The sequence below is a fragment of the Streptomyces sp. NPDC050448 genome, assembly GCF_040655295.1.
Taxonomy (GTDB): Bacteria; Actinomycetota; Actinomycetes; order Streptomycetales; family Streptomycetaceae; genus Streptomyces.
In genome coordinates this window covers 1-15,053 of the sequence record NZ_JBFAJR010000040.1, presented here as the reverse complement: position 1 = coordinate 15,053, position 15,053 = coordinate 1, and the positions used below count along the sequence as shown (strand labels likewise).

The following is a 15,053-nucleotide window of genomic DNA, read 5'->3' as shown; positions in this document are numbered from 1 at the left end:
TGGCGGGCCGGCGGCTCCCGAACGGGCCGCTGGTGCCGCGAGACCTTCGACGACGAGAAGTTGGCGGAACCTGGTCAACGGTCACGGACAGCAATGGCCGCCGGGATGGGTCAAGGGCGAGGGCTTCGTCGAGCCGAGTGAGTCGCCGGTGCTGGACGCGGAGAAGTTCCCGGCCTACGCCCATGCCTACGTAGAGCTCCTAACGGATATATCCGAGCACACCAGGACTACTCAGGTTGAACTCGCCTTGTCGTAGGTACTGACGGACCTTGATCCCTGCGGTATGACATCGGGGTGCGATACGCGCAGGGGGGCGGGTTCACTGCCCAGGAGCAACAGCGTCGGGAGCGGGTGCGGCTGGAGGCCGCCGAGCGGTTCGAACGGGGTGACGGCAGCAGGGTGATCGCGGCTGATCTTCGGGTCACTGTGCGGTCGGTGGAGCGGTGGCGTCAGGGCTGGCGGCAGGGCGGTTCTGTCGGCTTGGATTCGAAGGGTCCGCAGTCGCTGCCCAGGCTCAGCGAGCGGCAGTTCGCCCAGCTGGAGCAGGAGTTGGAGAAGGGTCCGCTCGCTCAGGGCTGGGAGGACCAGCGGTGGACGCTGGCGCGGATCAAGACTCTGATCGGCCGGCGGTTCCACGTCTCGTACACCGTCCAGGGTGTGTGGAAGCTGATGCGGCGCAACGGCTGGTCGTGCCAGCAGCCGGTCCGCCGGGCGATCGAGCGCGACGAGGGCGCCATCGAGGTGTGGAAGAAGCAGGTGTGGCCGCAGGTAAAAGCCTAGTGGCGGCGCTCGGAGGCTGGCTGGTGTTCGAGGACGAGGCCGGGGTCTCGATGACGCCGGCGCGGGCCCGCACCTGGGGACGCCGTGGCTGCACGCCCGTCGTCCGGGTGCGCGGCCGCTCCCGCCGTCGGGTCTCGATCGCCGCCCTGACCTGCTACAAGCCCGGCGAGCGGTCCCGGCTGATCTACCGGCCCGGGCTGGACGACGGCCAGGGCAGGAGCAAGGGTCGCAAGAGCTTCGCCTGGAGCGACTACCGCGACCTGATCATCGCGGCGCACAACCAGCTCGGCGGCCCGATAGTCCTGATCTGGGACAACTGTGAGACTTGTGGAGTGCCGCTGGGAGCGGAGGCCTGACTCGTGGGACAACTGGCCGCAGTGCCCTGTTGAGGATCTGTCGGCGTCCGGCTCCCAGCGGCGCCTGCTGCCGCCGGCCCGGTGAGCGTGTCCCGATAGGGGCTTTGCTGCACAAGGCACAGGGCGGCCATGGCCGCCTGCCTCCGAACCGCTCTCATGGTCTTCTCCCTCTCCCGGATTCCGGCGTCGCCGCACCGTAACCCCCGGGATCCAGCCGGGGCGACGGCCGGACGCGGTTCGTCACCGGGCCGGGATCCCGTTGTTGCGGAGCGCGGACCTCCGCCCCCGCCCCGCGGACGCCCGTGACCGCCCACCGGTCGGGGTCAGGCGGCCGGCGAGGGCCTGGAACTGCGGCCAGGCAGCCTGCGGCGGGCAGGGGTCCCAGAGCTTCTGGGAGAGCGCGGCCAGCGGCATCCGGATGCCGGCGGCCACCTGGGCCGAGGTCTGGGAGGCGGCCAGGTCAGCCGCCTCCTTACCTACGAAGACCTGGCCTTCCGCACCCCCCGTTACCTACAGTATCCGCAGCCGCGGGGGATGGGTACCGCGGCCGTCCCGGTGCGGGCGCATCTTTGATGGGCCGGCCGGGTACGCGGACCACTGCGGACAGGGGACGGCCGCCTCACCCCGGCGGGGTGAGGCGGCCGTCGTCTTGTTGAGGTGAGGCTGCTACGGGGTCGGGGTGGGCAGAGACGTCGTGGTCAGGGCGGGGATGCTCCAGCGTTGAGCGTCGGAGCGGTTGCAGTCGAACAGCCAGAGCTGGGTGCCCGGAGTGGTGTTGAAGTTGCCCAGGTCGATGCAGCGGCCGGAGACCGGGTTGTAGAAGGAGCCGTCGGCCCGGGGCACGAACAGCTGATTCGGGCCGCGATTGCAGGTGAACAGCTGAAGCAGGGTTGTGTTGGCCGTCCCTGCCCAAGCGGCATCGACGCACTTGCCCTGGATGCGGAGGGTTCCGTCGCCTCGGACCTCGAAATCCTGGGCCGGGGTGCCGTTGCAGCGCGCGATCTGGATCTTGTTGCCGTCGTCGGGCTTGGCGTAGTCGTTGTCCATGCAGTTGGCGGGGGCGGCGGTCAGTGTGATCGGGCCGGCGGTTCCGGGAGCGGCGGGGGTGGTGGCGTAGGGGTAGACGGCAAAGTTGCTGATGCCGCCCGTGAGGCTGTCTTGGGGTGCCCCGTTGGCCTTGAACCGGCCGAAGACGAGGGGGCCGTTGGAGGCAGGGCTGGTGGCGGCTTGGTGCTGTCCGCTGCTGGCCAGGACGCCGTTGACGTAGAGGCTCATCAGGCCGCTTTCGGCGTTGTAGACGGCGGTCAGGCGAGTCCAGGCATTGGGAGTGAACCGCGCGGCGTCATTGGCGGCGTAGGTGTAGTCGAAGGGCCATCCGTCGGTGTCGCCGTTGGCCAGGGCGAAGTGCCACTGGGAGCTGGAGGCATCGGCGTAGAGGATGAATGAACTGGTTCGGCTCATGTCCTGGCTGGCGACGATACTGGTCTTGGACCCGGGCTTGGCCCAAGTGCTGATGGTGAAGCTCTTCTGGGTGTCGACGACCGGGCCGTTGGCTGTGATGGTCGACTGGGCGCCCTTGAACTCCGCGTACGAAGTCTGGCTGCCGCCGAGGGAATCAGTGGACCACGTGATTCCAGAGGCGGTGGCTGGGTACTTGCCGTCGGTGCTGGGAGTGGTGTTGCCGCTCTGGCCGGTCAGCTTCCACTGGGCTTTCGGTATGTTGAGATTGCCCAGCGAGCTGGGGGTCGGCGAGAAGCCGGTCGCGGTTCCGCTGAAGGCCATGAGCTGCTGGTTGGTGTTGATCGCCCACAGGTCGGCGCGCCCGTCGCTGTTGAGGTCCCCGTAAGAGCCGACCTGCGGGTATACCGACGCCTCGAGCGTTGCGATGGCGGCCGAGGGCGCCTGCGCCGAGGGCGGTGCCAGCAGTGCAGTGGGGATGCCGTTCGCGTCGAACTTCAGTGGGTAGCTGTGGATGCGTCCGGTGGTGTCGTCGCGCGCCCACAGTGTGGGAGTGTCGCCGATCTTGCCCGGTGCGATGAGGGTGGTGCGTGACCAGTCGCCGGAGCTGAGCAGCATGCCCTGGTCAAGGTGCAAGCCGCCGAACGAGGTACCGGGGTAGTACCACAGGCGGTTGTCCTCGACGGTGATCAGATCCGCGAGCCCGCGCGGGTTGTCGAAGCTGCCCGGGGCGAGGATCTGAGAGACCTTCGACCAGTCCGCCACGTACCCGGTGCACTGTGCCGCCGGATTGCACGCCGGCTTGCTCGAGATGTGCATGACGTTCTGAGTGAGGCTGAAGTGCCCCGGCGTCCCGTTGTTGGACGCGTCGTTTCCGTACGCATAAAGCTGATGGGTATTCCTGTTGTAGGCGAAGATGTCGTCCACGCCGGACTGGCTGAGGCTTCCGCGGTGGGTGACGAGGTAGTTGTCCCAGCCGGTGTTGTCGGGACTCTGGGCCGCCGTCGAGGCCGTGATCGCGGTGGCGGACGCGTCGGTGTTACCGGGGATGAGGAGCAGGCTGCCGCTTCCGCTGCGGTCGGGCCTGAGAGTGTCAGGTATCCCGTCGCCCGTGACGTCTCCTGCGGTGACCGGAGCCGCAGGGTTCCAGGGTGCGTAGAAGGTGTATCCGGCGGGCCGGGCGTTGTTGGCCCCGTCCACCGCCTGGACGTAGAGGGTATGCGTGCCCCACTGCTGGGCGGTGAGGTTGATCGGGATGTTGGCGGTGGCAGCGCCGTTCGCGTCGGGGGTGACGGCGATCGACTGGGCGCCGGTCGTGGGGATGGCCGTGTCGAGCGAGTATTCGAATCGACGGATGTCGCTCTTGATGCAGGCGGTGAGCTCACATCCGGTGGGGAGGATGTCCTTGCTGGATACGGCGATGGTGATCCCGGTGTCGCCGGCGTGTGCGGTGGGCGTGCGGCCGCTGGCGAGTGGGGGGAATGCCTTCGAATCGGCGAACGCGACAGCAGTGGGGGGAGTCAGGTCGACCTTGAAACCGCAGTATGAAGTCCAGGGGCTTTCCAGGGTGCCGTCGAAGGCTTTGGCACCCCAGCCGTACTGATGGCCGTCGGCAAGTGCGATCCCCACGTTGGTGCGTGCCGTTGTCCCGGGCGCGACGTAGGTGCTTCTGGGCTGGGACACGGTGGCAGGAGCGCCGCTGCCGTTGTTCTTCATGTCGTCCCAGACCTGGTAGACGGCCTGGAGGTTCACGCCCTCCATGGGGGTCGTCAGGCGGGCGTTGAGCGTGAGGTTGGTGGCTCCGTAGGCCGTGGCAGTCCTACCGACCCAGCCCCGAGAGCCGTTGTTACAGGCTGCGCCACCAGGGTTCGCGGAGTCGGGGGTGGTGCTCGGGGAGTCCGGAGCGTACGGCGGGATGTCGAAGACCGTCACGAGGTACGGGTTGGTGCTGAACCGCATGAAGCCGAGGTTCGAGGTCGTCTTTCGGCTGTCGCCGTAAAGGCCGAAGGTCCAGGTGTCGGCGTCCTGCGATGCCCCCTGCCTGATGCGGTCGGTGACATCGAAGTTCGCGCTCTTGTAGCCGCAATCGTTGGCGGGGCTGGCACTGGAGAGCTGCTGGGTGCCGATCGTGGCGATCGCACCGGGCCGGTTGTTCCAGTTCGTGCCGCTGTTGATGCCGTTTGTGTGCTTCAAGGTGAGCGGCCATGTGTTCGAACAGCCGTGGTCTGCACCGTAGGTTTCGGTGAGGTACAGGGTCGACTTCTGGATCACCATCTGCGGAGTGAGCGCGCTCGTGTTGATCTCGAAGAAGGATTCCTGCATCCCGAAGCAGCTGGAGCTGTACTGCTGGTAGCCGACCCCTTCACCCCAGTCCTGCGCGGTGTCGTACGTGTTTGCTCCCGGGCATCCCTCCTGGGCCACCACGTAGTGGCCGGTTCCCGAGGTCACGGGGTTGACGACCGGGTCGATGAAGACGGGGTAGGAAGTCGTCGGTCCGGTCAGCAGTCCCATGTCGGGAGTGAGGGTCACGGCCTCAGGCTGTGCCGAGATGCCGATTGGCTTTACCTGGGCGCCTTCTCCAGGGTGAGCGGCCGACGACCGTGCCGGGGTCTCGACGAGCGGCGCAGGAGGAGTGCCAGTGCCCTCGGCGGCGGCTGCCGTGCGGCCGACCACAAAGCTCTTGCTGGCAAGGCTCTTCTGGGTGGCCGGGGTGCTGGAGTCCCACATGAGGGCGATGGCGCTGGTGAATGCCGCAGCTCCCTCAGGCGTGGTGACCTGGAGGTTTCCGGCTGCGTCGCTGCCCACCGCCAGACCGTCGGCCTTGGTAGTCAGCCGCAGGCTGCGCAGTGCGGGGTTCGCCGCCGCCTCGGCGTTGCGGACGATCAGTACCTCGCTGAACGCCCCCTGATCACTGACGGATGTCTGGAGATCCACCCCGGGGAAGACGTCCGTGTACAGTGCGCTGCTGCCGCTGACTCGGGGGGCGGGTAGAGGGACGGGGAAGGACATGGCAAGGCGCTGGCCCGCGCCGTTCGTCAGGGTGGCCAGCGGGCCGGTACCGCCGCCGGAGAGCGAGACGCCGGCGGGCGTGGCGAGGGGGCTGTACGTTCCGTCCGCGTTGCGCTGCAGGGTGGCATCGAGAGGACTCCACTTTCCCGACTTCAGCACGCGAACAGGCTTGATGTACGTCGTCGTGCTGAGAGTCCCGTCCGGGTTCGCTACGGTCTCGGTCGTCGGTGTGGTCAAGGTGGAGACAGGGACCGGCTTCTGCTCCGCCTTGGCTTGCTGGAGGGCCTTCGGCAGTGCGCCTGCAGGTGGCGTGGTAGCTGTGACAGAGCCCGTGACGGGCGAGGCGTCCGGTGTGGCCGCAAGTGCGGCCCCCGGGGTGGCGAGCATGAGCCCTATGGATGTGATCAAGCCGACAGTGCGTCTGGTGTGTTGATGCTGATGGCGGCGCATAAGCGCTAGTTCCCCCCAAAATAAGGCGTTCTTAAGGCTTCACCCCGGCATCCCGCATACCGAACCCGTCGGTTCTGTCGGCGCATGTCGCTCGGGTGAGGGTGGATTTGCGGGAAGGGTATTGTGTTTGCATGTACACAGCAATACTGTTCCGCTGATCTTGTGGGGCCGGTTGCGGCCCCTTCTGTCTTTCGGCCCGGTTGGGTCGCGCACTTGGGGTGGGGACTGTCGAGGTGCGTTCATTGATGCGCTGGCCTGTCGGTATGCCTGGAAGAGGCTGGAGGAGACGGGCCGTTGCTGTCGCGGCCATGACGGCCGCGATGTCACTTGTCGTGCCGCTGGCCAGCGCAGACACGGTCGGCGGATACCGTTACACGGGTAAATCCTGGAAGGACGGTGAACTGCCAGACCTGCCCGTGGTCAAGGGGCACCCGGTCGGCCAGGCAACCAAACAGCCGGTTCCCCGCGTGCCTCAGGGTTCGCGTGAGATGCGCGTCCACCAACCCAAAACGCCCAAGTGGCCTGCTGCGCGGACGGAAACCGTCTCGGTTGCCCATCCGTCCCAGCAGGTGCGCAGCCTAGGCAGGTCGGCAGACAGCGGTATGGCCCCGGCAGGGGCGCCGGTTCAGGCCGGCACGTCACCCGTCTGGATCGCGCCGACAGCGTCTGCGGCCACCGCCCGCTCGACGACCGGGGCGGCAAACGCACCCGCCCCCGACAGCCGCCCCACCACGGTCCGAGTGGAGACCGCCAGCCGGAAGCAGGCCGCCTCAGCCAATGTGAACGGAATGCTGGTCGGCCTCACTCCCGCCGACGGCGTCGCCGGAGGCAAGGTGTCCGTGGGCCTTGACTACAGCGCGCTGGCAGACGCCTACGGCGGCGGCTGGGCCTCGCGACTGCACCTCGTGGCCATGCCGGGGTGTGCGCTCACCACTCCCGCCGTCGCGGCCTGCCGCGTCCAGCAGCCGCTGCAAACCGTCAATGATCCGAAAAGCCAGCGGCTCACCACCGACGTGAACTTGGGCACCAGCGCAGCACCGTTCAAGGACGCGGTCATGTCCGGTCAGCAGCGGATGATGGCAGCAGCTGCCGGCAGTCAAGCCGTCGCCGTCGCCGCGGTGTCGGGCACGGCCGGCTCGCAGGGCGACTATGCAGCGACCTCTCTCTCCGCTTCGGGATCGTGGGCGCAGTCGGCCTCCGGCGCCTTCACGTACAGTTACCCGGTCGCTGTCCCGCCCTCTTTGGGCGGAAACGCACCGTCCGTGGCGCTCACCTACAACTCGCAGTCCGTCGACGGCAAGACTTCGGCCCGCAACTCGCAGTCTTCCTGGATAGGTGACGGCTGGGCTTACACCCCCGGCTTCATCGAGCGCTCGTACAAGCCCTGTAAGTATTCGGGCATCGAGGACTCCGGCGACATGTGCTGGGCGGGCTACAACGCGACGCTGTCGCTTGGCGCCCACACCGGACAGCTAGTCCGCGGCAGCGATGGCGTCTACCGGCTGGAGTCCGACGACGGCACCAAGATCGAGCGGCTGACCGGCGCGGCGAATGACCTCTGGAACGGGGAGTACTTCAAGGTCACCACGCCCGACGGCACTGCCTACTACCTCGGTCTGAACCACGCGCCCGGCACGTCCGGCGACACCGCGACCAACAGCGCCTGGGGCGTGCCGGTCTACCACCCCAAGTCGGACGACCCCTGCTACAGCTCGTCCAAGGGCAACGCGTCGCAGTGCGACAAGCAGGTCGGCTACCGCTTCAATCTGGACTTCGTCGTCGACCCTCAGGGCAACGTCCAGCGGTACGACTACGCGACCGAGTCGAACTACTACAACATGGGCTACGGCCAAGTCGTCAAGGACGGCAAGGGCGGCACCCTGACGCAGTACACCCGGTCGGGGTACCTGACCCGCATCTCCTACGGCTACAAGCTCGCCGACGCAGTCTCGGGCAAGGACCCTGCGGCCCGGATCAACTTCGGTACCAAGCAGAGGTGCACCACCTCGGACGCGGTGTGCGCGGACAGCAACCTGTCCAAGGACACGGCCAAGAACTGGCCCGACGTCCCGTACGACATCAATTGCCCCGCCAGCTACAAGACTGAGGGCGAGGGCGACGACGTCTGCCGTTTCGGTTCGCCCACGTTCTGGTCCACATACCGCCTCAAGGACATCACCACCCAGGTCAAGATCGGCACCGCCTGGCAGGACGTCGATGTCTACAGCCTGACCCACGTCTTCTCGGACGCGGGCGGCGTGATGGACCCCGTCACCGGCAAGACCGGCAAGACGGAGAGCGCCGGCATGCTCCAGTCGGTGATGTGGCTGTCCTCGATCCAGCACACCGGCCGTGACACCACGGCAGGGGGCGATACGCCCCTCACGCTGGACCCGGTCACGTTCACCGGCATCGAGATGGACAACCGCGTCGACGGGCTGACCCCGGCGGCCCCGCCGCTCTACCGCCCCCGGATCTCCAGCGTCCGGACGGAGTCCGGCGAGTCCTCGGCGGTCACCTACCGGGACCCCGAGTGCTCCCGCACCAAGAACACAATGCCGGCGTCGGCGGACACCAACACGATGGCCTGCTACCCGGTCAACTGGTTCCCGCCGGGCGCAGCCGAGCCCGTGGCCGACTGGTTCGTGAAGACGCTCGTCACCCAGGTGGCCAACAGCGACCTCACCAAGGCCGGCTCGCCGGCCAAGGTCACCAGCTACGCCTACGACGGTGGTGCGGCCTGGCACCGAGACGACTCCGAACTCACCAACGACCAGTACCGGACCTGGAACGACTTCCGCGGATACCGCACCGTCACCACAACCTCCGGTGTGGCCCCGGACCCGATCACGCAGACCGTCTCCACGTACCTGCAGGGTATGGACGGCGACTACAAGCAGGACGGCACCAAGCGCTCCGTGTCGGTGACGAACTCGCTGGGCGAGTCCTTCCCCGACAGCGACTGGCTGGCCGGTGCCACCCTGGAGTCCCAGACCTTCACCGCCGCCGGCGGCACGGTCACCGCGAAGACCCTCAACGGGCCGCTCGCCACCGTGGACACCAGCTCCAGCGCCCGGACGTCCTGGACCTCGAAGGACCCCGCCCCGGCATCCCTCTCGACGCTGCCCGACCTGGTGTCACGGCGTTCGACGGAGGTGACCAACCGGTCGATGGGCCTGCTGTCCAGCGGCAGCTGGCGTACCTCCAAGAAGGTCACGACCTACGACAGCCTCGGCCGGGTCCACCAAGTCGACGACAAGGGTGACATCACCGCACCCGAGCAGGAGAACTGCACCACCACCAACTACGCATCGGCACCGGCGGACAACCCGATGATGCTGATGTACCCGAGCGAGACCATCGCGGTCTCCGGTCCATGCAGCACCACACCCGGCAAGGACACGACCCTCAGCCACAAACGGATCTTCTACGACGGCGACGGCTCCGTGACCAGCCCCGGCACCCACGGGAAGCTGGGCCAGACCTGGGCCTCGGACGGCAAGACGCACTCGGTCGGCCAGATCACGGCCGTGCAGGTCGCCACCAAGTACGACGGTGCGGGCAATCCCGTATTCCAGACGAACGGCGGTGTGGTCTACGACGACTACGGCCGTGTCACCAAGCAGACCGATGCGGCCTCACAGGCCACCACCACCGCGTTCTCCCCGGCCTCGGGCACGCTCCCGACGCAGGTCACCACGACCTACCCGCAGCCGTACAACTGGACCACCACGACGGACGTATCCCCGACTCGCGGTCTCAACAAGCGGTCGGTCGACGTCAACGGACGTGTCACCAGCAGCACCTACGACACCCTGGGACGGCGTACCGCGGTCTGGACGCCGGGCCGCGACCAGGCCAAGCAGACCCCAGACCGTAAGTTCACCTACTCCGTCAACGGCGCCGGCGACACCCCGAACCCCTCAGCCGTCACCACCGAGACCCTTCGCGAGGACGGCAGCTACGGCAAGTCCGTCACCCTCTACGACGGTCTGCTGCGGGTCCGCCAGCAGCAATCGACGACCGCGGACAACTCCGCCGGCCGACTCATCTCGTCCACCTCGTACGACAGCCACGGCTGGACGGCCTCCAGCATCGCAACGTACGCGGACCCCACCACGGCTCCGGGTACCACGATGTGGGTGGAAACGGAGAACACGGTCCCGAACCAGACCCGCCAGGTCTACGACGGCCAGGGCCGGGTCACGGCCAACCAGCAGTGGTCGAAGGGCGCCAAGCTCTGGGAAGCCACCACGGCCTACCCAGGCGTCGACAAGACGATCAGCACTCCGCCGAAGGGCGGGCAGGCGGCGGTCAGCTACACCAACGCCATCGGCCAGACGACAGCCACCCAGACCCTCGACACCACGGCAGACCGCAAGCTGACGGCCGGCACCGTCATCCAGTCGGGCACGACCTTCTCCTCCAAGAGCGTCCGGCTCGACATGCAGGCAGACGGCAACCTCGTCCTGACGGGCATCGCCAACGGCAAGGTCCTGTGGACGTCGGGAACCGCCGGCAACCAGGGCGCGAGCGCAACGGTTCGCGCCGACGGCAACCTGGTCGTCACCAGCACCACCGGGACGGTGCTGTGGACATCCGGCACAGGCACCGCCGGCGCCACGGGCGGATTCGCCATCGTCAAGGGCGACGGCAACTTCCGCATGTACAACGCCGCGGGCACCGCCATCTGGTCCTCGGGCACCGCAGGCAAGGCGGCCGCCGCCGACACCAAGACCTCCTACACGTACACGCCCGCCGGCGACATCCAGTCCATCAGCGACACCGTCGGCAACAAGTGGACCTACACCTACGACCTCCTCGGCCAGAAGACCTCCCAGACCGACCCTGACACGGGACGCTCGACCTACGGCTACGACCTCTTCGGCCGGCAGATCCTGAGCACCGACGCGCTGGGCAAGAGCATCTCGACGACCTACGACTCGCTCGGCCGCAAGACCGGTGAGTACGAAGGCACCAGCACCACCGACCAGTCCAAGAAGCTGGCCGAGTGGACGTACGACACGCTCCTCAAGGGGCGGCAGACGTCCTCCACCCGCTTCGTGGGGGGCGCGAGCGGCAAGGCCTACACAAAGAAGATCAACGGCTACAACACGGCCTACCAGCCCACCGGCTCCACCACGGTCATCCCCGCGGCAGAGGGCAAGCTCGCCGGTACCTACACGGCGACCGCGGAGTACACCCCCAACGTGGGACTGCTGCAGTCCTCCACCTTCGGGGCCGATGGCGGGCTGCCGGCCGAGACGGTCGGCTACGGCTACAACCTCCAAGGCCTCGAGACGGAGTTCGGCTCACGCACGACCCCGTACCTCAACAAGACCCTCTACACGCCGCTCGGCCAAGTCATCCAGTCCACGTACGGCGTCTACGGCAAGCAGTTCCGCACAGCCCAGACGTACGACCAGGCGACCAGCCGGCTGGCCACCAACACGGTGAGCCTGCAGACCAGCAGCAACAGCCCGATCGACGCCACCACCTACGCCTACGACGAGGCAGGGAACCTCACCGGCACGTCCACGGTGCAGTCCAGCGGCGGCACCGTCACCGGCACCGACACGCAGTGCTTCCTCTACGACGGGCAGAACCGCCTCGCCCAGGCGTGGACGGACACCAAGGGCCTCGCAGCCGCGAAGCCCGGCCAGATATCCAAGTGCAACACGGCGCTGCCGACGGCCGCCACGATCGGCGGGCCCAACCCATACTGGCAGACCTACACGTACAACCTGCTCGGTGACCGCACCCAGCAGGTCAAGCACGACACGTCGGGCAACCCGCTCAAGAACGTCACCCAGAACATCACCTACCCCGGCAACGGCACCACACCGGCAGCCCAGCCCAACACGGCGACCACCATCACCACCACGGGGCCGGACGGCACGACCACCCTCACCCCGCACTACGACACCGTCGGCAACACCACCAGCCGGGACACCAAGGTCGGCACGGCCGCGGCCACCACCCAGACGTTCACCTACAACGCCCAGGGCCGCACCGACACCGTCGTCACCCCCAAGCCCGCAGGCGGAACCCAGACCTCCAACTACCTGTACGACGCCGACGGCGGATTGCTGATCCAGCGAGGGCCGGACGGCGACACGCTCTACCTTTTCGGGGGCGCCGAACAGCTCACCCTGAACAAGACGTCGAGCACGGTCGCAGGGCTGCGCAACTACAAGGGCCCCGACGGCACCAAGATCACCCGCTCCTCCACCGGCGCGGTCGTCTACCAGGCCACGAACCCGCAGAACACGTCCCAGCTCCAGGTCGACGCGGCCACGCTCAACGTCACGCGCAGGGCTTTCGACCCGTACGGAGCCCAGCGTGGCCCCGCCCCGCCAAGCTGGGCCGACAACCGCGGATACCTGGGCCAGCCCACGGACACGGCTACCGGCCTCAGCCTCCTCGGCGCCCGCAACTACGACCCCGTCATAGGCCGCTTCCTGACCTGCGACCCGGTCTTCGAAGCCGGCGACCCGAACCAGATGGGCGGCTACGCCTACGCAGGCAACGACCCCATCAACGCGAGCGACCCCTCCGGCCTCTCAATCTTCAGCGGCTTCGGCGACTACTTCAGCGGCCTTGTCGACGCAGTCTCCGGCGGAGGCTCCGAACTCTGGATCAACCCAGCGGGCTGGGCCCTCGACAACTGCGTCGACATCTGGAACGGCGACAACGAGGACTTCAACGACTGGACGGGCTGGGAGGGCAGCGACTACGAGATCCCCAACCTCTGGGGAGACCATCCCAGCGCCGAGCTCTTTGGCGTCGACACGACCTCCGAGAGGTATCAGCAGGGGTTCTGGTCGGGCGTCATCGGCTCGATGCTCGTAGACGGTGTCGGAACATACAAGCTAGTCAGGGGATTCCGTGCCGGTGTCAAGGCTGCAGAGGCTGCCGAAGGCAGCGCTGCGCCTCTGAAGAAGCTCCTCGATGAGGACGTCCCCACCCCCTCAACGAAGGAAACCCCGCACGAAAACGCCCCGGACACCACAGCTCCGAGCGAGCCGGGTGCAGGAACCCCGAAGGACTCAAGCCCGAGGGATGAGAGTCCGAGGGAGCCGAGTCCGGTGGAGTCCTCCGGTGAGGGCACCACGTGCAGCTTTTCGCCCGAGACCCCCGTCCTGCTGGACGACGGCGAGACCAAGCCGATCGCCGAGGTCACGCCTGGTGACAGCGTTGAAGCGGCTAACCCTGAGACGGGAGAAGACTCGGGTGGGCGCACTGTTGTGGCCACCTGGGCTCACGCAGACAGCGATCTGATCGACCTCACCGTGGAGATCTCCCTGGGCGACCAGCAGAAACTCCACACCACTGCAGAGCACCCTTTCTGGGACAAGACCGATCAAACCTGGGTTTCGGCAGCAGAATTGCCCCCAGGTCACGCCTTGGCCACCCCGGACGGCCGCGAGGTCCGAGTGGTTGACGTCCAGTCGACCCCCGGCACGGCCACCCGATACAACCTGACGGTTGACCAGCTCCACACGTACTATGTGATGGCTGGGACCACGCCAGTCCTGGTGCACAATATTTGCGGCCCCACCGCTGCGGCGGCAGGGCATGTTTATCGAGGCGGTCTCTACAAATACCAGAAGGATCCTGCAACGAAGCGGAACGTCCCTGGGACTGAGATCAATCATATGCCGCCAAACTCGATTAACGGGCTTTCGCGAGACTCTGGTCCGGCTATCCAGATGGATAAAGCCGACCATTATCAAACGGCAAGCTGGGGCCGCAGTCGCGAGGCAATTGCGCACAGGGCTGCGCAGCAGGATTTGATTAACCAGGGCGACTACAGAGGTGCCATACAGATGGATATAGATGATATCCGCTCGCAGTTCGGCACTAAATACGATAAAGCCATTAAAGAGATGATGTACTTCCTTCCGCCAGGCTGGTGAACCGAAATGCCGTTCAATGTAATCCCGTGCGAGGGGCTTGATCTCGTTAGATTCGGGGAGAGTCGAGCCGAATTGAGGACTCGACTCGGTGAGTGCATGTCCTTCCGTAGGGCTCGGTCGAGTGCCCCCACTGACCACTATGTGGCTCTCGGGCTGATGGTGAACTTCAATGACTCGGATAGGGTGGAGTTGATCGAGGTAACCCAGCCGGCCGAGATTCTTCTGCGCGGTGTTGCCCTCCTGGGGCGAAACTATCGCGAAGTCATTTCAGACCTGGAGCGAGATGGGATTGTCGGCGTCGAGGACGATTCAGGTATTGAGTTTCGAGACTTGTGCTTCGCGCTATATAATCCGGCGCCGGAAGAGGGTGGCTCAGAAGTGGAAGGCGTTACTCTGTTTGCGCCCGGATATTACGAGTAGCGCGCGTTTCGTATACTGAAGCCCCGCCGAGGAACCACTTCCTCGGCGGGGCTTCAGGGCCTCCTGGCGGCAACGCTGACGGCAGTGATTCGGCGGGACCACGTATGGTGCAGCCATCATGAGGAGGGCGCACCATAGCGCCGGAATAACCGAATCAGAGGGCTTGCTGGCCTCCGCTGGCCCAGAGTGAGGAGGCGACGACGCGTCCTCGCGCCGCTTCCTCTCGCAATGTCGGCAGCACGGGGGCCTGGCATCCCCTGGAGGGCTCCAGGTATCACCGCACGCGCTACCCGATCTGCCGGAGCCGTCCTGTGCCCTGCGTTCTCCACGCTCGCATGCCTCCTCCGCCAGCTCCCTCGACTCGCTGGCGGAGCCGCTGTGACTACCTTGATCACGGCAGGCATCAACCATCTGATTCGGTGTGCTGGTCCCGCTGTGGCCCCGCGGTCAGCAGGCCGATGACCAGAGCCAGGATCTCGGTAGGCCGAACGGACGTACCGGGGGCTGTGGCCGGCAGAGGGGCCAGGGCGTTCTTCACCGTCAATGTGGGGCGCCCTCGGCCACGGGAGCAATAGTCAAGAGTTGTGGGTGGGGTCCTCCGACGCGGTGATCTCTGCTGCCGCGAGCCTGGCGTCTTCGCGCACCTGTGGGTCGGGGTGGC

At 66.6% G+C, this 15,053-nt stretch carries 4 protein-coding genes and 2 pseudogenes; 4 read left to right on the top strand and 2 right to left on the bottom strand.

Annotated features, from left to right (window positions below):
* Positions 1–294: 294 nt before the first annotated feature.
* The gene (locus tag AB0I68_RS32550; protein WP_363180975.1) at positions 295–780 is read left to right on the top strand and encodes a winged helix-turn-helix domain-containing protein; all 486 of its coding nucleotides are present in this window, start codon (positions 295–297) and stop codon (positions 778–780) included.
* Between the two features lie 50 nt (positions 781–830).
* A pseudogene (locus AB0I68_RS32545) lies at positions 831–1,097 on the top strand (IS630 family transposase); the annotation flags it as partial.
* Positions 1,098–1,460: 363 nt separating this feature from the next.
* On the opposite strand, the pseudogene AB0I68_RS32540 reads toward AB0I68_RS32545, so the two are convergent.
* Together AB0I68_RS32540 and AB0I68_RS32535 are read right to left on the bottom strand one after the other, a co-directional pair.
* A pseudogene (locus AB0I68_RS32540) lies at positions 1,461–1,598 on the bottom strand (beta-N-acetylglucosaminidase); the annotation flags it as partial.
* A gap of 204 nt (positions 1,599–1,802) precedes the next feature.
* A complete protein-coding gene (locus AB0I68_RS32535) occupies positions 1,803–5,762 on the bottom strand; it encodes a LamG-like jellyroll fold domain-containing protein (RefSeq protein WP_363180974.1) in 3,960 nt (1,319 codons plus the stop codon).
* Between the two features lie 1,031 nt (positions 5,763–6,793).
* Here AB0I68_RS32535 and AB0I68_RS32530 point away from each other — a divergent pair.
* Together AB0I68_RS32530 and AB0I68_RS32525 are read left to right on the top strand one after the other, a co-directional pair.
* Entirely contained in the window at positions 6,794–13,972 is a 7,179-nt protein-coding gene (locus AB0I68_RS32530) for a polymorphic toxin-type HINT domain-containing protein (RefSeq protein ID WP_363180973.1), read from the top strand.
* A gap of 156 nt (positions 13,973–14,128) precedes the next feature.
* On the top strand, positions 14,129–14,392 hold the full coding sequence (locus AB0I68_RS32525) for a hypothetical protein (RefSeq protein ID WP_363180972.1): 264 nt from the start codon (positions 14,129–14,131) through the stop codon (positions 14,390–14,392).
* Positions 14,393–15,053: the final 661 nt, after the last annotated feature.

Bases quoted from the DNA above. Each gene is read 5' to 3' on its own strand.
- AB0I68_RS32525 (WP_363180972.1), top strand. From the start codon at position 14,129: ATGGTGAACTTCAATGACTCGGATAGGGTGGAGTTGATCGAGGTAACC.